This window comes from Paraeggerthella sp. Marseille-Q4926 (assembly GCF_916618935.1).
In the GTDB taxonomy this organism is placed as follows: Bacteria; Actinomycetota; Coriobacteriia; order Coriobacteriales; family Eggerthellaceae; genus Paraeggerthella; species Paraeggerthella hominis.
The window spans coordinates 507,815-528,516 of sequence record NZ_CAKAKF010000003.1; the positions used below are offsets into that span (position 1 = coordinate 507,815).

At 62.6% G+C, this 20,702-nt stretch carries 21 protein-coding genes; 2 read left to right on the forward strand and 19 right to left on the reverse strand.

The genetic code is table 11. The annotated features are described in order from the left end of the window. Positions 1–2 precede the first annotated feature (2 nt). The 7 genes from rpsQ to rplB are packed head-to-tail and all read right to left on the reverse strand — an operon-like array spanning position 3 to position 3,111. Complete coding sequence (gene rpsQ / locus LG373_RS07490) at positions 3–263, reverse strand: 30S ribosomal protein S17 (protein WP_114567138.1); 261 nt, start codon at positions 261–263, stop codon at positions 3–5. A 28-nt stretch (positions 264–291) separates the two neighbouring features. Continuing rightward, positions 292–486: a 50S ribosomal protein L29 gene (gene rpmC, locus LG373_RS07495; RefSeq protein WP_080803034.1), complete on the reverse strand. Its 195-nt coding sequence runs from the start codon at positions 484–486 to the stop codon at positions 292–294. Beyond that, a complete protein-coding gene (gene rplP, locus LG373_RS07500; protein WP_114567137.1) occupies positions 487–909 on the reverse strand; it encodes a 50S ribosomal protein L16 in 423 nt (140 codons plus the stop codon). After that, positions 910–1,623 carry a 30S ribosomal protein S3 gene (gene rpsC, locus LG373_RS07505; protein WP_114567136.1) on the reverse strand — a complete coding sequence of 238 codons (714 nt, stop codon included), beginning with the start codon at positions 1,621–1,623 and terminating at the stop codon, positions 910–912. It lies immediately after the preceding gene. Positions 1,624–1,628: 5 nt separating this feature from the next. Continuing rightward, positions 1,629–1,970 carry a 50S ribosomal protein L22 gene (gene rplV / locus LG373_RS07510; protein ID WP_114567135.1) on the reverse strand — a complete coding sequence of 114 codons (342 nt, stop codon included), beginning with the start codon at positions 1,968–1,970 and terminating at the stop codon, positions 1,629–1,631. 12 nt (positions 1,971–1,982) lie between these two features. Further along, positions 1,983–2,258, reverse strand: a complete 276-nt coding sequence (gene rpsS, locus LG373_RS07515; protein WP_114567134.1) for a 30S ribosomal protein S19 — start codon at positions 2,256–2,258, stop codon at positions 1,983–1,985. Between the two features lie 22 nt (positions 2,259–2,280). Further along, entirely contained in the window at positions 2,281–3,111 is an 831-nt protein-coding gene (gene rplB, locus LG373_RS07520; RefSeq protein WP_216529463.1) for a 50S ribosomal protein L2, read from the reverse strand. A gap of 887 nt (positions 3,112–3,998) precedes the next feature. On the opposite strand from rplB, the gene LG373_RS07525 reads away from it, so the two are divergent. Then, complete coding sequence (locus LG373_RS07525; RefSeq protein ID WP_225749429.1) at positions 3,999–5,951, forward strand: bifunctional diguanylate cyclase/phosphodiesterase; 1,953 nt, start codon at positions 3,999–4,001, stop codon at positions 5,949–5,951. 145 nt (positions 5,952–6,096) lie between these two features. Here the strand turns inward: LG373_RS07525 and LG373_RS07530 are convergent, their stop codons facing one another. The 11 genes from LG373_RS07530 to LG373_RS07580 form a co-directional block, all read right to left on the reverse strand. Beyond that, positions 6,097–7,416: a trigger factor gene (locus tag LG373_RS07530; RefSeq protein ID WP_216529465.1), complete on the reverse strand. Its 1,320-nt coding sequence runs from the start codon at positions 7,414–7,416 to the stop codon at positions 6,097–6,099. A 46-nt stretch (positions 7,417–7,462) separates the two neighbouring features. Then, positions 7,463–10,942, reverse strand: coding sequence for an FtsX-like permease family protein (locus LG373_RS07535; protein WP_225749430.1), 3,480 nt, complete (start codon positions 10,940–10,942; stop codon positions 7,463–7,465). 10 nt (positions 10,943–10,952) lie between these two features. Beyond that, positions 10,953–11,654: an ABC transporter ATP-binding protein gene (locus LG373_RS07540; protein ID WP_225749431.1), complete on the reverse strand. Its 702-nt coding sequence runs from the start codon at positions 11,652–11,654 to the stop codon at positions 10,953–10,955. A gap of 840 nt (positions 11,655–12,494) precedes the next feature. Beyond that, positions 12,495–12,779 carry a 50S ribosomal protein L23 gene (rplW, locus tag LG373_RS07545; protein ID WP_114567128.1) on the reverse strand — a complete coding sequence of 95 codons (285 nt, stop codon included), beginning with the start codon at positions 12,777–12,779 and terminating at the stop codon, positions 12,495–12,497. Further along, a complete protein-coding gene (rplD, locus tag LG373_RS07550) occupies positions 12,779–13,402 on the reverse strand; it encodes a 50S ribosomal protein L4 (RefSeq protein WP_114567127.1) in 624 nt (207 codons plus the stop codon). The genes rplW and rplD overlap by 1 nt, the downstream gene beginning before the upstream one ends. A gap of 31 nt (positions 13,403–13,433) precedes the next feature. Further along, positions 13,434–14,063 (reverse strand): 50S ribosomal protein L3, encoded by a 630-nt coding sequence (gene rplC, locus LG373_RS07555; RefSeq protein ID WP_370632880.1) that lies wholly within the window; start codon positions 14,061–14,063, stop codon positions 13,434–13,436. Between the two features lie 6 nt (positions 14,064–14,069). Further along, positions 14,070–14,378, reverse strand: a complete 309-nt coding sequence (rpsJ, locus tag LG373_RS07560) for a 30S ribosomal protein S10 (RefSeq protein WP_009304899.1) — start codon at positions 14,376–14,378, stop codon at positions 14,070–14,072. 33 nt (positions 14,379–14,411) lie between these two features. Then, entirely contained in the window at positions 14,412–16,517 is a 2,106-nt protein-coding gene (gene fusA / locus LG373_RS07565) for an elongation factor G (RefSeq protein WP_114567125.1), read from the reverse strand. Between the two features lie 14 nt (positions 16,518–16,531). Further along, the gene (rpsG, locus tag LG373_RS07570; protein ID WP_114567124.1) at positions 16,532–17,002 is read right to left on the reverse strand and encodes a 30S ribosomal protein S7; all 471 of its coding nucleotides are present in this window, start codon (positions 17,000–17,002) and stop codon (positions 16,532–16,534) included. Positions 17,003–17,119: 117 nt separating this feature from the next. Further along, entirely contained in the window at positions 17,120–17,491 is a 372-nt protein-coding gene (gene rpsL / locus LG373_RS07575) for a 30S ribosomal protein S12 (protein ID WP_114567123.1), read from the reverse strand. 874 nt (positions 17,492–18,365) lie between these two features. Then, complete coding sequence (locus tag LG373_RS07580; protein ID WP_225749432.1) at positions 18,366–19,481, reverse strand: M20/M25/M40 family metallo-hydrolase; 1,116 nt, start codon at positions 19,479–19,481, stop codon at positions 18,366–18,368. Between the two features lie 164 nt (positions 19,482–19,645). Here LG373_RS07580 and LG373_RS07585 point away from each other — a divergent pair, with 164 nt between their 5' ends. Further along, positions 19,646–20,224, forward strand: a complete 579-nt coding sequence (locus LG373_RS07585) for a nitroreductase family protein (protein WP_225749433.1) — start codon at positions 19,646–19,648, stop codon at positions 20,222–20,224. A gap of 172 nt (positions 20,225–20,396) precedes the next feature. Here the strand turns inward: LG373_RS07585 and LG373_RS07590 are convergent, their stop codons facing one another. Further along, positions 20,397–20,687, reverse strand: a complete 291-nt coding sequence (locus LG373_RS07590) for a hypothetical protein (protein ID WP_225749434.1) — start codon at positions 20,685–20,687, stop codon at positions 20,397–20,399. Between the last annotated feature and the right edge of the window lie 15 nt (positions 20,688–20,702).

The following is a 20,702-nucleotide window of genomic DNA, read 5'->3' on the forward strand; positions in this document are numbered from 1 at the left end:
GACTACTTGGCCTTCTCGACGATCTTCACCAGACGCCAGCGCTTCATCTTAGACAGCGGACGGGTCTCCATGATCTGGACGGTATCGCCGACGCCAGCCTCGTTGTTCTCGTCGTGGGCGTGGAACTTCTTCGTCGTCGTCATCATCTTGCCGTACACCGGATGCGGCTTGCGCTCCTTGACTAGCACCACGCAGGTCTTGTCGTTCACGGCGCTTACGACGACGCCCTGACGGACCTTACGGGAGTTGCGATCTTCGCTCATGTATATCCAACCTTCCTTACCGACAAGCCTAAGCGTTCAGCTCGCGGGCGCGCATTTCGGTCTGAATGCGTGCGATGTCCTTTTTGACCTGCTTCACGCGGGCGGTGTTGTCAAGCTGGCTCGTAGCCATCTGGAAGCGCAGGTTGAAAAGCTCCGCGCGCGCTTCCTTGAGTTTCGCCTGCAAATCGTCGGCAGACAGCTCACGGATCTCTGCTGCTTTCATTTATTCCTGCCCTTCCGTTTCCTTGGAAACAATCTTGCACTTGATGGGCAACTTGTTGATGGCCAGACGAAGCGCCTCTTTGGCGGTTTCCTCGTCGACGCCGGCGATTTCGAACATGATGCGGCCGGGCTTAACGACCGCGACCCACGCCTCGGGGTTGCCCTTGCCGGAACCCATGCGGGTTTCAGCCGGCTTCTTCGTGATCGGCTTGTCCGGGAAGATGGTGATCCAAACCTTACCGCCACGCTTCATGTGACGGGTCATGGCGATACGAGCGGCCTCGATCTGGCGGTTGGTGATCCAATGAGCCTCAAGCGCCTGGATGCCGTATTCGCCGTGATTCAGGCGGGTACCGCCCTTGGCCTGGCCCTTCATGGAGCCACGCTGCACCTTGCGGTGCTTAACGCGCTTAGGTACGAGCATTTACTTCGCCCTCCTATCGTTACGATCGTTGCGACGGGGACGGCTCGGACGGGAGCTGCCCTCGAGCGCCGGCTGCGGCGCCTTCTGGCCAGGCATCACTTCGCCGTGGTACACCCACACCTGCACGCCGATGGAGCCCATCGTGGTAGCAGCGGTGGCGAAACCGTAGTCGATCTTGGCACGCAGCGTGTGCAGCGGCACGCGACCCTCGCGATACCACTCGCGACGGCTCATCTCAGCGCCGCCCAGACGGCCGGAGCACTGGATACGGATGCCCTTGGCGCCGCTCTTGCGGGCGGACTGAACAGCCTTGCGCATAGCGCGACGGAAGGCAACGCGGCCCACCAGCTGCTCGGCCACGGACTGAGCGATCAGCTCGGCGTCGAGCTCGGGGCGCTTGACCTCGATGACCTCGATGCTGACGGGGCCGTTGGCAACCTTCTCCAGCTTCTTGCGCAGAGAATCGATCTCGGCGCCCTTCTTGCCGATCACAACGCCCGGACGAGCGGTCGTGATGATGATCTTGATCTTGTCGCCGGCGCGCTCGATCTCAACCTTGGAGACGGCGGCACGAGCGAGGTGCTTGTCCAGGAACTTCCTGATGGCCAAGTCGTTTTCCAGGTTCTTGGCGTAATCCTTGTCGGCGTACCAGCGGCTACGCCATTCCTCGGTGATGCCAAGGCGGAACCCGGTGGGGCTTACTTTCTGACCCATGCGGCTTATGCCTCCTCTCGCGGTGCAACGATGATGGTGATGTGGCTCGTGCGCTTGCGAATGCGCGACGCGGAACCCTTAGCGCGCGGACGAATGCGCTTGTACGTGGGGCCTTCGTCGGCGAAGGCCGTCTTCACGACGAGCGTCTCGGGACGCACGTGATGCTGGTTCTCGGCGTTGGCCACAGCGGAGTCGAGCACCTTGGCGACGACCTCGGCGATAGCGCGGTCCGAGAACAGCAGGATCTCGCGAGCAGCAGGCACAGACTTGCCGCGGATCAGATCGATAACGATGCGCGCCTTACGGGGCGAAACGCGGACGTAGCGTGCAGTAGCTTTAGCTTCCATTGTTCACCCCTTCTATTTCTTCTTGCCCTTGTCGGCGGAGTGACCCTTGAACGTGCGGGTCGGGGCGAATTCGCCCAGCTTGTGGCCGACCATGGATTCCGTAACGTATACCGGCACATGCTTGCGGCCATCATGGACGGCGATGGTGTGACCCACCATGTCCGGGAAGATGGTGCTCGAGCGCGACCAGGTCTTGATGACGTTCTTCTCGCCCGCCGCGTTCATTGCCTCGATACGACCGAGAAGGCGCGGTTCAACGAAAGGACCCTTCTTCAAACTTCTACTCACTATTACTCCTTAACGCTTTGCGCTACTTCTTGCGACGGCGGATGATCAAGCGGCTCGAAGCCTTCTTGGGATTGCGGGTGCGATGGCCCTTCGTGGGAACGCCCCACGGAGTGACCGGGTGACGACCAGCGGACTTGTTCTTGCCCTCGCCGCCGCCGTGCGGGTGGTCGACCGGGTTCATGACGGTACCGCGGACGGAGGGACGGATGCCCTTCCAACGGTTGCGGCCGGCCTTGCCGATCTTGATGTTCGAGTGCTCGGCGTTACCCACTTCGCCCACCGTTGCGCGGCAGGTGATGAGCACGCGGCGCATTTCGGAGGAAGGCATGCGCAGGATGGCGTAGTTGCCCTCCTTGCCCATGAGCTGGATGCTGGTACCGGCGGAACGAGCGATAGCCGCGCCCTTGCCCGGCTGCAGCTCAACCGCGTGGATGAGCGTACCGACGGGGATGCTGGCCAGCGGCAAAGCGTTGCCCGGCTTGATGTCAGCCTCAACGCCGCTCATGACCATATCGCCCACGCGCAGCCCCTTCGGGTGCAGGATGTAACGCTTCTCGCCGTCGACGTAGTGCAGCAAAGCGATGCGGGCCGAGCGGTTCGGGTCGTACTCGATGGTAGCGACCTTCGCGGGCACGCCGTCCTTGTTGCGCTTGAAGTCGATGATGCGGTAACGGCGCTTGTTGCCGCCACCCTGGTGACGGGTGGTGATGCGGCCGTAGTTGTTGCGACCTGCCTTGTTAGACAGAGGCGCAAGCAGGGACTTCTCCGGCTTGTCCGTCGTGATCTCGGCAAAATCCGAGACCGTCTGGAAGCGTCGGCCGGGGCTGGTCGGCTTGTACTGTTTGACTCCCATTTCTTTCCTTTCTGCGGGTTATCGCTCGCACGCCTCTCCGTACACCGAAAACCCTTTGTCTCTTCGTGGCTCCGATTGCCTCCGGGAACCTTGGGGAGGCTGGGCCCCCGTGACTCCGGTATGCCACGCGCCCGGGTGTATCCATCAAAGACCAGACGCAACCGAGAATTATACGCAGAATCGAAAGGAGTTTCAAGAAGTATTTCCTGATGGCCATTCGAGGTCCCCCTCGCACACAACCTGAACACAAGGAGGGCAAGCGGAGCACGGTGCGCGATTCGCGGAGCGTGGGATTTGCCGGGAGCGGCGGGGTTGCGAGTTGCGGCGACTTGCGCCAGAGCTCTGGCGGGGTTGCGGCGGGGCCTTTGCCGGGCCCCTGCCGAGGCTTTGTCGGGCCCGCTGTCAAAACGGACGAGTTTTGCTGGTCCTCAAATGAGGATAAAGAGGTCATGTAAGCTTGTAACCTGGTGATTTGTAAAACACCTCTCCGAGTTCGGTGGCTCGGAAGCGAAAAACCGCCGCAAAACTCGCTCGTTTTGACACGACGGAGCGCGGCAGGTGGCGAGCGGCGAGATGCGACGGGGGCGAGGTGCGGCCACCAGCGGGTGACAGGCGGCGGACAGCGAGGTGCGGCGGGTGGCGAGGTGTGGCGGCCAGCGAGCGGCAGGGGCGGGCAACGAAGCGCGACAACCAGCGGGCAGCGGCAAACGGTGAATGGGCACCTATGGCAATTCGCGCACAAAAGCCCGCGAGCAGCGCATTGGGTCCTTTGCCGCGCCATGCGGCAAAGGCGTCCGCTCTTCGCCGTGCGAAGGGGTACAATACTGCGAAGACTGAAGCGAGCTTTACCGTTCGACCGGCACCACCGCGAAGAAAGTCGGCCACCCATGACGTGGAACACCCTGCCCGAGATCGTTGCGCTCATCATCGTATCCATCATATCGGTGTACTCCCGAAGAAGCCACGGCGTCCCATCCCCTAAGAACCGCTTGTTCCACGCATGCCTGACGATGACCATGGCGGCGAGCATTGCCAGCCTGTGCTCGTCATATCTCATTATGTTCGCTCCTTTGGAGCTGGCCGCTGTCACCTGGCTTGCAACCGCAGCCCATTTCGCGCTCACGCCCCTTCTGGCTGCCACCTACTTTTACTACACTTCGGCCGTCATAGACGAAACCCGACCCCTCAACCGCACCGCGCTGGCCCTGTGCGCCGCGCCTTGTCTGGCATATCTGATCTGCGTAGCGGCAAGCGCGGCAACCGGCTGGCTGTTCTCGATCGACGCGACGGGCGCCTATCATCGAGGACCCTTCTATTACGTGGCGTACCTGGTTGCATACTTTTACTGCGCCGCGTGCCTGTTCGTCGTAGCCCTTTCCCGCGATTCCATACGTCGGGATGCGCGACGAATCCTGGCGACGTTTCCCCTCTTGGCATTCGCCGTGGTGTTCGCGCAGCAGATGTTTCCGCAGCACCTGCTGTCCGGCGCGGCAGCGGCCTGCGCGCTTTTGATCATCTACCTGTACCTGCAGAACAAACGGCTTTCGGTGGACCTGCTCACCGGCATACCGAACCGTCAAGAGTTCTTGTCCATGGTGTCGTTTCTCCACGACCGAGGCCAGGGATTCACGGTCGTGCTGGTGTCGATCTCGAACTTCAAGTTCATCAACGACCGATTCGGCAACGAGAACGGAGATCGCTTCCTGCAGGAATTCGCGAGCTTTTTGTCCGCCATCAAAGGATGCGCCAGCCTGTACCGATACAGCGGCGACCAGTTCGCTTTCGTGTTCGACGAACGCGCCTGCAAGGATCGCGATGCATCCGAGGCGGCGTCGGACGTTGTCGAGCAGCTGCGTCAAAGCCTTTGCAGAACCTGGAGCATAGGGGCTCAGTCGTATTCGATCGGGTTCGTCATGGGAGTCGTTTCCCACCCCGACATCGCCGACAATCCGCAGGATGTAAGCGCAGCGCTCGAATACGCCGTAGCCCGCGCCAAAGCGCTCGAGCCGGGAACGCCCTGCATGTGCACCCCCGAGATGATCGACGAGATACATCGCCGCAGCGCCATTGCGGACGCCTTGCGCAAGGCTATCGCCGAAAGAAGCCTGTCAACGCAGATCCAGCCCATTTGGTTCGAGCGTACGGAAGAGTTCGTCATGGCCGAAGTGCTATGCCGGCTCAACGACGAGAAGCTGGGGGCCATTCCGCCCAACGAGTTCATCTCCATTGCCGAGCAAACCGGGCTCATCGCAAGTTTGACGGAAATCGTGCTTGAAGAAGCATGCGCGTTCGCCGCATCGTATCGCGCCGCCCATCCGAACACGTCGATGCGAGGCGTTTCGGTCAATTTCTCGGCCGTGCAGTTCATCCAAAACGACTTGGCGGAAACCGTGCTCGCCATCGTGCGAAAGCATGGCATACCTCCCTCGTTTCTGCGCATCGAGATAACCGAGAGCGCCATCGCTGCGAACCCGGATACCGTACGCTCGTTCATGAACACCATGAACGAGCAGGGAGTGAAGTTTTACCTGGACGATTTCGGTACCGGATACTCGAACGTCGCGCTGATGCTGGAGCTTCCGTTCGACGTGGTGAAGCTTGACAAGAGCATCCTGAAGTCCATTGCAGAAGACGACCGGGGCCACTTGTTCCTAGAGCATCTTATTGCCTGCTTCACGTCTACGGGGTCGTACGTGCTGTGCGAAGGCGTCGAAACCGCCGAGCAGCGCAGCATGCTCCGGCAATGCGGCTGCACGCTCATGCAGGGCTACCTGCTTTCAAAGCCGCTGCCGCCAAGCGAAGCTGCAGCCATCATCGCAAAGCACGACAAGGGCGCCTGACGGCAAAGCAGCAATCCGCAGAGCCGCAAGACGGCAGAACGGCAAGGCAACGAAGCAACAGGCACGCCGACAGCAAGAGCCCCCGATTTCCCTTCGGAGATCGGGGGCCTCGAAACCGCTTGGATGGGCCTGCCGGACGCAGCCGCTATTCCGCGTCGGCTGCAGGGGCCGGCTGTGCGGCGGCCGGCTGCTCCACGTTCACGATAGCGTGCTCGAGAAGCCAGCGATTGGCCTTCATGCGCTCAGCAGCCTCACGCAGAGCGAAGCCGCGACCGCTCTCCTCCATTTCGCGGCGGGCGGCCTTCGGATTCTGCGGGTTCATCTGACGGCAAGCCGCCTCGATGTCCTCGTCGGTCAGCGTCATCTTTTCATGGCGGAACAAAGCGTCAAGAGCGTAGCCCTGCACGAGCATTTCGCGCGTCTGCATCATGGTCATCATACCGAACTGCTGCTCGCCGCCCTGGCTTTCCACGAACTGGTCAAGCGGAATGCCCTGCTGCTGAAGCTGGCCGCGCAGGTTGGACATGAGCGTGGAGCGCATGGACTCGTACACTTCGTCGGCAATGCGGCCCTGGAAGCGCTTGCCCAGCTCTGCCGCGGCCATCTGCATCTTGAACCCTTCGTACTGCGCCATGTAATCGGCGTGAATGCGATCAGCGATGCCCCCGCGCAAAGCTGCAGCGTTGCGGTACATGGGCATGTTCTTCTCCACCCATGCGTCGTCGATCTCCGGAACGATCTTTTTCTGGATCTCTTTGATCGTCACCGTGCAGTCCATCGTCTCGACCTGCTCGCCTACGCCGGTGGGGAATTCGAACGAGAACGACTTGGTCTCCCCTACCTCCATGCCCATGAGGTTGCTCTCGAACGCCTCGGGCATCAAGCCCATCCCCATCAGGTACGTGCGGCCGTCGGTCGACAGGTTCTCTATGCGCTCGCCGCCCTGGAACGCCTCGAGCGCCAGCATCATGCTGTCGCCGGCGCCTACGGGATGGGGCTCGTCGGTCACGAACTCCGCGTAGCTCTCGGCCATCTGCGCAATCTGCGCGTCAACTTCGGATTCGGGAACTTCCAGCGGCGGAACGGTGATGGTCACCTGATCGTACGAGGTCAGCTCGTACTCCGGCTTAGGAGCAACGCGCAGCTCGAACGAGAACGTCTGGCCCCGCTTGAGCGGCTCTTTTGCTTTCGGCTGAGGCGGATACGCCGGCATGATGTTGCGCTTGTCGATCGCGAACGGCACCAGATACTCGATAGCCTGCTGCTGCACGATAGCGTCAAGATCCTTGATGCCCATCTGCTCCTCAACGGCCTGCGCCACCGGCTTGCCCGGCTGAGCCTGAATCCCCATCTGCTGGGCGAAACCGTACTGGGCCATGGTAAGCGCATGGCTCACTTCCGCCGTGGAAACAACGGCGTCGAGCAGGATAAGCCCGTCTTCGAGCTTCTTCTCAGTTACCTTCATAAGGGGTCCCCTTCTGTAGCGATCGTCAATGGGTTATTGTAGCGCATTACTCGTTGGACTTGAGGCTTTCGACCATGTCGATGCGGGCTAGTTTGCCGCGCATAGCCAGCATGACCAGCAACGCGAACAGCATGGTGAGCAAAAACGCCCACAAGAAGCTCAGCGCATGGATGGTGCGCCCGAACATCACCTGGTCCACCTCGGCCGTCACCACGACGAAGCCCTCCATCCACACGCCGAGCACCAAGCCGACCGCGCAGCCGATGGCGGCCAGCAAAAACGTCTCGCGGAAGATGTAGGCGTTCATTTCGCGCGGGGTGAATCCGAGCACTTTGAGCGTGGCGATTTCGCGCATGCGCTCGGTGATGTTGATGTTCGTGAGGTTGTACAGCACGATGAACGCCAACGCGGCGGCGGCCACCACCAGCACCACGACGATCATGTTCACGCTCGAGAGCATGTCGTGGTACGCGTCGATGGTCTCGTCGTTGCTGGCCACCGTCTTCACGCCGTCGGTCGCTTGCAGCGTTTCAACCAGGTCCGCGCGCGCCGAAGAATCCGTGGACGCGATGGTCAGAACCGTCGAGAACGCAGGGGCCTCCCCCGTCAGGCGCTCGTAGAGCTTCGGGCCCATGAACGCGTAGTTGTACACGTAGTTTTCCACCACGCCGGTAACCGTAGCCTCGTACGACGTGTTGGTAGCGTTGCCGATGGCGTCCTGCTCGGTCAGCGTGACCGTATCGCCCACCGAAACCCCCAGTTCGCCCGCCAGCTTCTCGGCCAGCAGCAAGCCGTCGTCGGCAAGCTCGACCGGATGATGGCCCACGCGCGTGCGCAGATCGAAGAACTGCCGGAACGAGCCCGGATCTTGAGGGACTACCAGCTCTATGTGCGCGTCGGATTTACCGGGCCCGCTTGCCAACAGGTTTTGGCGGTCCACCGCAGTGTGCCCGCTTGCCAAGCGCGAATCGTCCAGCACGGCGTCTACGGTCTGGCGGCTTTCCTTCGACGCGTCGTCATCGAGCGTGATGGTCACGTTGTACTTGGTCAGATCGCGGAACTGCTTGTCGATGATGTCGTTGATGGCATCGGACAAGCCCAGGCCCGTCAACAGGAGCGCCGTGCATCCCGCAATGCCGATCACCGTCATGACGAAGCGTTTCTTGTAGCGGAAAAGGTTGCGGAACGTCACCTTCCACGTAAACGAAAGGCGCTTCCACAGCGGAGTCGCCCGTTCGAGCAGGATGCGCTTGCCGGCCTTCGGAGCGCGCGGCAACATGAGCAAAGCAGGGCGCTCGCGCAGCGTCGCGGCCGCAGCCGCCAGCGTAGCCAGCAGCGTGACTCCAACGCCCATGCCGGCGGACAGCAGCGCGAAGAAGGGGTCGATCGGAAGCGGGAACGGCAGGTTGGGCACGAAGTAGATGATGCCGTAAGCCCTCATGATGACCGCCGGCAGCACCTGCGACAGCACCGCGATGCCCACGAGGCTGCCCGCGCCGCTGGCCACCGCCGCATAGACCAGGTACTTCCCCGCGATTCGCGTTCGCCGGTACCCCAGCGCCTTGAATGTGCCGATCAGCGCGCGCTCCTCCTCCACCATGCGCGTCATGGTGGTAAGGGCCACCAGCGCAGCCACCAAGAAGAAGATGAAGGGGAACACCTGCGCGATGCTGTCCACGCGGTTCGCGTCGGCTTCGAAGCTGGCAACGCCGTAGTTCGCGTCGCGGTCCATGACCATCCACTCGGGAGCAGCCAGGTCGTCGATCTGCTTTTGGGCCTTGTTCAGCTGGCTCTCGGCATCGGCCAGCTTGTCGCTCGCCTCGGTTTTCTGTCGTTCGTACTCGGCAAGGCCGCTCTGGTAATCAGCTTTGCCCTGCTCAAGCTGGCTGCGACCGCTTTCCAGCTGGGCGGCAGCCGCCTCAAGCTGCCGCTGCGCAGCGGCTATCTGGGCATCCGCCTGCACGCGCGCGGCTGACAGCTCCGATCGCGCCTGATCGAGCTGCTGAACGCTTGCGTCGAACTGCGCTTTTTGCTGGTCGAAAGCGGCTTGCTGCCCCGCAAGAACCGATTGCGCGGCGTCGACCTGGCGCTGCTGCGCCTCAAGCTGCTCGCGCGCCTGATCGAGCGCAGGCTTCTGCGCGTTCAAGGCGTCGAGCGTGGCCTGGGCGCTTGCAAGCGCCGTCTGGGCGGCTGCCTTTTCAGCCTGAAGCTTCTCGATTTCGACCGGATCGGTTGCGGTCTGCAGCTGTTCCTCCAAGAAGGCGATGCGGGCGTTCAGGTCGGCGATCGACTGCTCGGCCTGATGCACGCCCGCATCGAGCGCGTCGGACTGCTGCTGCCACCGGGCCCGTGCGTCAGCCAGCGCATCCGCGCCCTGCTGCCACTGGGCCCACGCATCCTGCAGCTGCGCAGACGCCGCCTCGATGCGCGGGCGAGCTTCGTCGACCTGCGCTTGGCCGTCGGCTATCTGCTGTTCGGCGCTCGAAAGCTGCTGCCGCGCGCGCTCTTGCTGCTCGGCAAGCTGCGCCGTGCCGCGATCGTACTCGACCTGACCGTCGGCAAGCTGCTGCTCGCTTTGGGCGATGGTCGCAGCCGCGTCGTCGAGCTGCTGCTTCGCCTGGTCAAGCTGCGATTGCGCTTCCGTCTTTTGCGATTCGTATTCCGCGCGCTTCTGATCGAGCTGCTTCTGAGCTTCCTCCTTCAGGCCGTCCACGCGCGCCTGCTCGCGCTCGGGGGCTATCTCCTTGATGCGATCCTCCACCGCGGTCACGCACGCGTCGTACGCCTTGCTCGAGGCACACTCGTCCGCAGCGCCCTTTACGGTGACGAACGCTTCCGTAAAGGGGAGGTCCGCCGAGAAATCGCTTTCCGGAACGTACATGAACTGCTGAATGGAGCCGGTTCCCAGCGTGGTCGAGCCCATGCTCGACGACGTGGCGTAGTACGGAGCGTTCACGAGTCCGACCACTTTGTACGTACGCGTTGCCAAAGTCTCGTCCACGTTTTGAACGCCCTCGACAACGGTAACGGTATCGCCGACGCGCACGCCCGAGTTCACCACAAGGTTTGCCGACAGCACGCACTCGCCCGCGCGTTCCGGCCACGAGCCCTCCACCAGGATGGGACGGTTGAGGTAGTCGGGATCGTCAGAGCGCGCATGCACGCCGTCGGACGTGTCGCTTTCGGACGCGGACGCAGGCAGCGAATGCACGCGCGTAGCGTATTGCTCGTCGCCAACGCGAACCATGACGTCGGTTTCGTACGCGGGCATGACGGACTCCACGCCGTCCACCTGGCGCAACGCGGCGATGTCGGCATCGGTGAGGCCCAGCGTCGAGAGAACGCGCACGTCCATCAACGTCGTGCCGTCGAAGAACTCGTCGGCAGCCAGCTTCATGTCCGGAGCCGTCATGCGAAGGCCGGCGTAGAACCCCGTCCCTAAGGCCACGATTGCCGCAATGGCCAAAAAGCGCCCGAGCGAATGGGTGATCGAGCGAACCGTTTCTTTAGCGAACGCGCTTTTCATAACGAACCGACTACCACTCGAGGCATTCGGCGGATTCGGGCGATTCGTTCACCTGCGCGCTGGCTACGCGACCCTCGCGGATATGGATGACGCGATCAGCGATGCTGGTGAACGCCGAGTTATGCGTGATGAGCACGACGGTTTTGCCGGTGTTGTAGCACGTGTCCTGCAGCAGCTTCAGAATAGCCTTGCCCGTTTGATAGTCGAGCGCCCCCGTGGGCTCGTCGCACAAAAGCAGCTTCGGGTTCTTCGCCAGGGCGCGCGCGATGGCCACGCGCTGCTGTTCGCCACCGGAAAGCTGCGCCGGAAAGTTGTCCAATCGATGCCCCAGCCCCACCTGCGCAAGCACCGTAGCCGCGTCAAGAGGATCCTTGCAAATCTGGCTGGCAAGCTCCACGTTTTCAAGTGCCGTCAGGTTTTGCACCAGGTTGTAGAATTGGAACACGAAGCCAATGTCGTAACGCCGATAGTACGTGAGTTCCTTTTCGGAGAAGGCGCTGATCTCGCGGCCGTCCAGCATGATGGTGCCCGACGAGCACCCGTCCATGCCGCCGAGCATGTTCAAAAGCGTCGTCTTGCCGGCGCCGGAAGGACCGACCACCACCACAAGCTCACCGCGTTCGATGTCGAAGGTCATGCCGTCGACGGCAGCCACTTCGACCTCGCCCATGCGGTACACCTTGCGCACATCGCGAAACTCAACGAATGCCACGGCGGCCCCTTCCCTTGCAATTGTTCCGAACCCTCACGATACACCAACGACCCTGCCCGTACCAGCTGCGGACGCGCTTCCGAACCAATTCGACAACCACACGGCACCCTGCGCGCCCTGCGCGCAGCGCGGGCGGGCAAGTAGAAGAGCCGGAGCAGGTGGCATGTCGAGGCGCAAGGTGCGGACGGGCGCTAGCGACGCTGTCCAGGCGGCAGGACGGGCGCAGGCGAAATGCGGGAAGGGAGGAACAGGCGCGTAGCGGCGCAGGCAACCCGGTCGGCAAGCCAACAGCGCACGTCCTGCCGTCAGGGCTGCACCCCCGCAGGCACGCTAGCGCACGAAAAACCGCCTTCGCTGGCAGGTTTTAACGGTTTGAGGTGGTCGAATCCGCTCGGATGCATGCCTGCGGAAGGACGCCGCAACAGCTCGACGCTGTGACCAGGTAAAACGAAAAGCGCGCAAAGCGACGGCTCGACCAGGGTCTGATCCAACGACCTCAAACCGTTAAAACCTGCCAGCGAAGGCGGTTTTTCGTGCGCACGCCTCCCCTCGAGCAGACGAACGCCCCGAACAAGGGAACCGTAGAGCGCTCAGGAAGCAGGAAGCCGAACCGCCGATATCAACGTCGGGCATCGTCGGTGCCGGGCGTCGCCCAAAAGCAACTCACGATGCGGGCGCGAAGCGCGCCGCCCGGCCGGGATCGAAAAGATCCAGGCTGCCGTATCTTTCGCTCGCGCCGCCCGGCCGGGATCACCAAGGCGGCGGCCGCCCTGTCCCTCGCATCTAAAAAAGCGCCCCGCGTGTGCGGGGCGCTTTCGGCAAACCGTATGGTGAAACGACTTAGGAAGCGAACAGCTCGATGGTGTCGCCTTCCTTGAGCGTAACCATGGCCTTCTTCCACGTGCGGGTCTTACCAAGCTGGTAACGCACGCGCTTCGGCTTCGACTTCACGTTCAGGGTGTTCACCTTGACCACCGTCACGTCGAAGATAGCTTCGATGGCCTGACGGATCTCGACCTTGTTGGAGTCCTTGGCCACCTCGAACGTGTAGGTGTTCTTCTCCATCTGGTCGTAGCTGTGCTCCGTGATAACGGGGCGGATGATAACCTCGCGGGGATCCTTCATTATGCAAGCACCTCCTCGATGCGCTTCAGAGCGGCAGCCGTGAACACGATCGCCTTGTTGTCGATGATCTCGTACGTGTTAGCAGCGCCAACAGGCAGGATGTTCACCGTGGGGATGTTGCGGAACGACAGGTAGGCGTTCACGTCGTCATCGGAGATCACGATGGTCGTGCGACCCTCAAGCCCGAAGGCCTTCAGGATGGCAACGGCGTCCTTGGTGCAGGGCTTCTCGAAGTTGAAGCCGTCGATCACGTGCAGCTCGCCGTCGGCCAGCTTGGCGGACAGCGCGGAACGCATCGCCAGCTTGACCTCCTTGTTGTTCACGCGGAAGGCGTAGCTGCGGGGATGCGGACCGAACACGGTACCGCCGCCAGCCCACTGAGGAGCGCGGATGGTACCCTGACGGGCGCGACCGGTGCCCTTCTGGCGCCACGGCTTCTTGCCGCCGCCGCGGACCTCGCCACGGGTCTTCGTGTCATGCGTACCCTGGCGCCAGGACGCACGCTGAGCGCGCACAACCTGGTGCATGACGGGCACGTTCGGCTCGATGCCGAACACGGAGGGGGCCAGGTCGGCAGAACCGGCCTTGTTCCCCTTCGCGTCTTTGATGTCGATAGTCGTCATGTTGTTCAAGCTCCTTATTTCAATTCGCGCTCTACGCCATGCGGACGCGAACGATGCCGTTCTTGCTGCCGGGGATGGCACCCTTCACGAGGATCAGGTTCTGCTCCTCGTCGATGCGCACCACTTCGAGGTTCCGCACGGTGACGGTGTCGACGCCCATGTGACCCGGGAGCTTGAGCCCCTTGAACACGCGGGACGGCGTAGCGCACTGGCCGACCGAACCCGGAGCGCGATGGAAGTGCGCACCATGGCCGCCCGGACCGCCGCGGAAGCCCCAGCGCTTCATAACGCCGGCGAAGCCCTTACCCTTGGACGTACCCGTGACGTCGACCTTCTTCGTCTCGGCGAAAGCGGCAACCGTCTGCTCGTCGCCCACCTTGTACTCGCCGGCGTTCTCGACGCGAACCTCGCGCAGGTAGCGCGTGGGCTCCGTGCCCTGCTTGGCGAAGTGGCCAGCCATAGGCTTGTTGACCTTCTTCTCCTTGATGGTGCCGAAGCCCAGCTGCACAGCTTCGTAGCCGTCGCTGTCCTTCGTCTTCACCTGGCACACTTTGTTCGGCTCAGCCTGGATCACGGTCACGGGGATGACGCGGTCGTCCTCGCCGAAGATCTGGGTCATGCCGATTTTCTTACCATAGATGGCGTTGATCATATCGCACATCCCCCTTTACAGCTTGATCTCGATGTCGACGCCGGCGGGGAGATCGAGACGCATCAGGGAATCGACCGTGTTGGGGGTCGGCTCCAGGATGTCGATCAGGCGCTTGTGCGTGCGCATCTCGAACTGCTCGCGCGAATCTTTGTCGACGTGCGGGCCCTTGACGACGCAGTACAGGTTGCGCTCCGTCGGCAGCGGAATGGGACCGGATACTTTGGCACCCGTCTTCTGCGCGGTATCGACGATGAGCTTCGTGGACTGATCCACGATCTCATGATCGTACCCCTTCAAGCGGATGCGAATCTTCTGATTAGCCACTTACTTTACCTCCGTTATGCTCGCGCGCACGCCCTAGGCGTTGCCGCCGGCCTTGCTGATAATTTCTTCCGCCACGTTCTTCGGCACCGGATCGTACGAATCAAACTGCATCGTGTACGAAGCGCGGCCCTGCGTCGCAGAACGCAGGTCGGTGGCGTAACCGAACATCTCGGACAGCGGAACCTTCGCCTTGATGGTCTTGGCGTTACCGCGGTCGCCCATGCCCTGGATCTGGCCACGACGGCTGGACAGGTTGCCCATAACGTCGCCCATGTACTCCTCGGGGGTCTCGACCTCGACGGCCATCATCGGCTCGAGGATGACCGAGCCGCCCTTGCGCAGCGCGTCCTTGATAGCCATGGAGCCGGCCACCTTAAACGCAGCTTCGGAGGAGTCGACATCGTGGTAGGAACCGTCAACCAGCTCGACGCGGATGTCCACGACGGGGTAGCCCGCCAGCACGCCGGAGTTCAGCGCTTCCTGGATGCCCTTGTCGATCGGGGTGATGTACTCCTTCGGCACGACGCCGCCCACGATCTTGTTCTCGAACTCGTAGCCCTTGCCGACCTCTTCCTGCGGATACATGTTGATAACCGCATGGCCGTACTGGCCGCGACCGCCGGACTGGCGAACGAACTTGCCCTCGGCGCCCATGACCGGCTTGGTAGCCGTCTCACGGTAAGCAACCTGCGGCTTGCCGACGTTCGCCTCGACCTTGAACTCGCGCAGCAAGCGGTCGACGATGATCTCGAGGTGCAGCTCGCCCATGCCGGCGATGATGGTCTGGCCGGTCTCCTGGTTGGTGGACACGCGGAACGTCGGGTCCTCTTCAGCCAGCTTCTGCAGCGCGACGCCCATCTTGTCCTGCTCAGCCTTCGTCTTCGGCTCGACGGCGATGTCGATAACCGGCTCGGCGAATTCCATGGACTCGAGAATGACCGGAGCGCTGTCGTCGCACAGGGTGTCGCCCGTGGACGTAGCCTTCAGACCCACGACGGCAACGATGTCGCCTGCGCCGCAGGAGTCGATGTCAACACGCTGGTTGGAGTGCATCTGCAGCAGACGGCCGATGCGCTCTTTCTTGTCCTTGGACGCGTTGATCACGTAGGAGCCGGAATCCAGCTTGCCCGAGTACACGCGCAGGTAGGTGAGCTTGCCCACGAACGGGTCCGTCATGATCTTGAAGGCCAGCGCGCTGAACGGCGCCTTCAGGTCGGCGGGACGCTCTTCCTCGGCACCCGTATCGGGGTTCGTGCCCTTGATGGCGGGGATGTCGAGCGGGCTCGGCAGGTAGTCCACCACGGCGTCGAGCAGTTCCTGAACGCCCTTGTTCTTGTAGGCGGAGCCCACGAACACGGGGTTCATCTGGCAGTTGATGACGCCCTTGCGGATGGCGGTCTTCAGTTCCTCGACCGTCACCTCTTCCTCCATGAGCACCTTTTCCATAAGAGCGTCGTCGCAGTCGGCGGCGGCCTCCATCAGCTCCTGACGGCGCAGCTCAGCCTCCTCGGCGAACTCGGCCGGAATGGCGTCCATGGGCTCGGGGTAGGTCATGCCCTTGTCGTCGGCCTTGAAGTCCCATGCGGTCATGGTGACCAGGTCGATGACGCCCCAGAAGTTGTCCTCGGCGCCCATGGGCATCTGAGCAGCGATAGCGGCAGCGCCCAGACGGTCCTTCATGGTTTCGATGGCGTGGAAGAAGTCGGCGCCCACGCGGTCGTACTTGTTGATGAACGCGATGCGGGGCACGCCGTAACGCTCGGCCTGACGCCACACGGTCTCGGACTGCGGCTGCACGCCGGCAACGGCGTCGAACACCGCAACGGTGCCGTCGAGAACGCGCAGGGAGCGCTCGACCTCGGCGGTGAAGTCAACGTGGCCCGGGGTGTCGATGATCTGGAAGCGGTACTCAGCACCGTCCTTCTCCCAGAAGCAGGTGGTAGCGGCGGCGGTGATGGTCACGCCGCGCTCCTGCTCCTGCACCATCCAGTCCATCGTCGCGGCGCCGTCATGCACCTCGCCGATCTTGTGGGTCTTGCCGGTGTAGTACAGGATGCGCTCGGTCGTCGTCGTCTTGCCCGCGTCGATGTGGGCCATGATGCCGAAGTTGCGCGTTTGGTTCAGAGGGGATTTAGCCATGAGCGCGTGCCCCCTTAGAAGCGGTAGTGCGAGAACGCACGGTTGGACTCGGCCATTTTGTACAGATCCTCGCGCTTCTTCACCGACGCGCCGGTGTTCTCGGCGGCGTCCATGATCTCGGCGGCCAGGCGGGCCTTCATGGTGTGCTCCTTGCGCTTACGAGAGAAGTCGACGATCCAGCGGATCGCAAGCGTAGTGGCGCGGCGGGAGTTGACCTCCATCGGCACCTGGTAGGTAGCGCCACCGACACGCTTCGGCTTGACCTCGAGCGTGGGGCGGACGTTGTCCATAGCCTTCTTGAAGACGGCCAGCGGGTCGCCGCCGGTCTTCTCCTCGATGATGGCGAAAGCGCCGTAGACGATGCCTTCGGCGGTGGCCTTCTTGCCGTCAAGCAGGATCTTGTTGATCAACTGCGTGACAAGGCGGTTGTTGTACTGGGCGTCCGGCTGTACTTCACGGCGGACTGCTGCTGCACGACGCGGCATGTGTTCTCCTTCTTGTTCCTGCGCGCTTCGAGACGGCATTCTTTCCGTCCATTAGGCCCCCGTCGCCTCCCCCTTTGGGAAGCTGCGGTTTCGCGGCCCGCGCGACTTAATGGTTACTTACTTCGGGCGCTTGGCACCATAGCGGCTGCGAGCCTGCTTGCGGTTGTCCACCGCAGAGCAGTCGAGCGCTGCGCGGATGACCTTGTAGCGCACACCGGGGAGGTCCTTAACACGACCGCCGCGGATGAGCACCATCGAGTGCTCCTGCAGGTTGTGACCGATGCCCGGGATGTAGGCCGTAACCTCCATGCCGTTCACCAGGCGCACGCGGCAGACCTTACGCAGAGCCGAGTTCGGCTTCTTCGGCGTGGTCGTGTACACACGGGTGCACACGCCGCGCTTCTGCGGGTTGCCCTTCAGAGCCGGTGTCTTCTTCTTGTCGACCGACTGCTTGCGGCCCTTGCGGACCAACTGGTTGATAGTAGGCAAAGCTTCTCTCCTTTTACCTCTTACTTGTCCGATTGCCTTTATACTGAAATAAGGAATCGCTTGTCGCATCGCCTTCCTGTGTGCTCAGCTGATTCACACAGGAAAACGCACGTCATTAAGACGCGAACGAGAACTCTACCACCCGCTATCAGGGTTGTCAAACGCCACGCATCCGGGAGTATCCATAGGTATTGACATACGTTTGCGCAGGTAAAACAAATATCGAAGGCAAACGAACTACAAAATGTCCATTGTTTTCCAAATAATCGCGAAGAATTCTTGACAAGCATGCGGGCACGCTGGGCAAGACCGAGAGCACGAACGGGGCGGGAGGCGCCGGGGCGTCCGGGCTGGGCGCGCCTGGCGGAGCGAGTGAGGTGCCTGGACGGGACCGAGGGTCGCGGGCGGGGCGGGCATCGGAACCGCACCCTGCCCCGCTTGCGCGCGAAAAACCGCCATCGCTGGCAGGTTTTGACGGTTAGGAGTCGTCGATTCGCCTTCGCCGCCCTTTCGGCTGAAGGGCACTTCGCATCGTACCTGGTCAAGAGCACGTGGCGAATCCTAGTTGAAAATAGCCGGCTTGCAGCGGGAGTCAAACGACCTCAAACCGTCAGAAACTACCAGCGGGAGCGGTTTTTCGTGCGCAAGGTCCCGTCCCGGGCGGCGCTGATGGGCGAAACGCGCACGTGGCGGCAGCGCGCAGACACAATGCGCGCGGCAGCGCAACGCTCGAGCCATCGGCCACACGGTAGCAACCCGTGCCGCGCGGTAGCAGCGCGGCGTGGGTCGCCGGCCACGCGGCAGCAGCGCGACGCTCGAATCGCCGACCACACGCGCGACAACGGCCGCTCGAGCCGCCAAGCCCCGCCAGCGCCTACGAGCGGGCGGCCTGCCGCACGAGCTCTTCGGCCAGGCGCGCGGTGCCTTCCAGATCCTGCACGGTAATGAACTCGTCAACGGAATGGAAGTTCGTCATGCCGATACCCAAGGTCACGGCACGTACGCCACGCGCAGACAGGATGTTCGCGTCCGCGCCGCCGCCCGAGTAGCGAAACGCCGGTTCAAGCCCTGCCGCACGAGTGGCCGCGGCAACGCCCTGCACCAGCGGATCGGACTCCTGGTACAGCACGGGGCCGTAATCCTCGCGCCAGCTCACGTCCACCGAACCCCCGAAACGCGCGGCAGCCTCCTCGAGCGCGACGGTCATGGCCTGGCGCTGCGCATCGGCTCGGTCGCGGTACAGCGAACGACACTCCCCCGCCAGCGTGCACGAGTCGGCCACCACGTTCACCTCGCGCCCGCCTTCGATGAGCCCGACGTTCGCCGTGGTCGCATCGTCAAGGCGCCCCAGACGCATGGCCGAAACAGCCGCCGCAGCCATCTGGATAGCGGAAACGCCCGCCTCGGGCTCCACGCCGGCATGCGCCGCGCGGCCCGAGAACGCCGCGCGCAACGTGTAGTGGCACGGTGCGCCCAGGATCACGGTGCCCGGAGCGCCGTCGGCGTCGAACACGTAGCACGGCGCACCCGCAGGCAGCTCGTCTTCGGACAACGCGCCCGAGCCAAGCAGGCTCAACTCCTCGCAAGTGGTAAGCAGCACCGTCACCGAAGGCATGTCCTCGTCGGCTTCGATAAGCGAGCGCAATGCCTCGAAGATGCCCGCGACGCCCGCCTTGTCGTCGGCGGACAGAATGGTGTCTCCGGCAGACCGCACGACGCCGTCTTGGACCACCGGGGAAATTCCCGCGCACGGCTGCACCGTGTCCATGTGCGCGGAAAGCACGATCTGGCCCTTCGACCGACCCTCGCGATAGGCGATGAGGTTGCCCGTTTCCGAACCCGTTTCGCTTGCAGAATCGTCGAAACGCACCTTGAATCCCAGGTCAAGAAGCTCTTGCTGACAGCGCTTCGCCATAAGGCCCTCTTTGCGCGAGGGGCTTTCTATGCGAACGATCTCCAGGAACAGGTCGAGCAAACGGTTCGGATTCATGAGCTTTCCTTCGGGACGTGCGGACGGCTACGTTTCGATTTAGCCGCAACGGAGGCACCGGGGCACCCAATCGCAGCGAACTTCATTATAATCATCGGGGTAACCCGATGCGCGAAAACCCGGCAACGGGAGCGCAACCGCCGCCCGAACAACAAGGAGGCACCATGCTGCACGACCTTGTCAAAGCCTGCCGAAGCTACCGCCGATTCGACGAAGCCGCCCGCATCGAGCGATCGACGCTCGTTTCCTGGATCGATGCTGCCCGCTTGGTAGCTTCAAGCGGAAACGCCCAGCCGCTGCGCTACGCTCTGGTAACCGACGAGCGCGCCTGCGAGAAAGTCTTCTCTTGCTGCGCATGGGCGAAGGCCCTCCCCGACTGGCCGGGGCCGGAGCCGGGAGAAAGGCCGAGCGCCTACATTGTGATCCTGAGCGACTGCGACCGCACGCTCGCCGACGTATTCACCGCCTGGGACGAGGGCATTGCCGCGCAAACCATCATGCTGCAAGCCGTCGAAGCCGGCTACGGCGGCTGCATCCTGGGATCTTTCAAGCGACGCAGCCTGACGCAGGCGCTGGGAATCGACGGAGATCGCTTCAAGCCCGATTTGGTGCTCGCCTTGGGAAAGCCCGCCGAAAAAGTGGTCGTTTCCACCATTTCCGCCAATGGAGCGACGGAATACTGGCGTGACGAGGCGAGCGTCCATCACGTTCCGAAGCGCCCTCTTTCCGACGTGCTTTTGTAAGGGCTGTCGCACGGGGGCGAAGGCCGGCCTGCGCGGGCGGGGACCGCTGCCCGCGCGGACGCAGGCCGTCGCCTGCGGGACATTGGCTGTCGTTTGCGGGACGATGGTCGCCGCCTGCACGAGCAGGAGCCGCCGCGTACGCGGGACGCAAGCCTCCGCCTGCGCGACCGGGCTACAAGACGAGCAGTTCCTCTTCTCGCACGGCATCCAGCCGACGGTTGCGCACGTACACGATCCAGTTCACCCCAATGCACACGAGGTTGATGAAGTACACGGCCAACACCCAGTTCACCGAGCCCGAAACGAACTTCGCGGCGATGCCCGCCAGGTAGCCGGCCGTAATCAACCCGATGAACTGCCAACTTGTACCCGCTGCGGTTTCAGCCTTGAAGCTCTTGTACGCGTTGAGCGGCCACGACAGCCCGAAACATACGAGCATCGCAGCCTCCAGTATCTCCGCCATCCGCAGATCATCTCC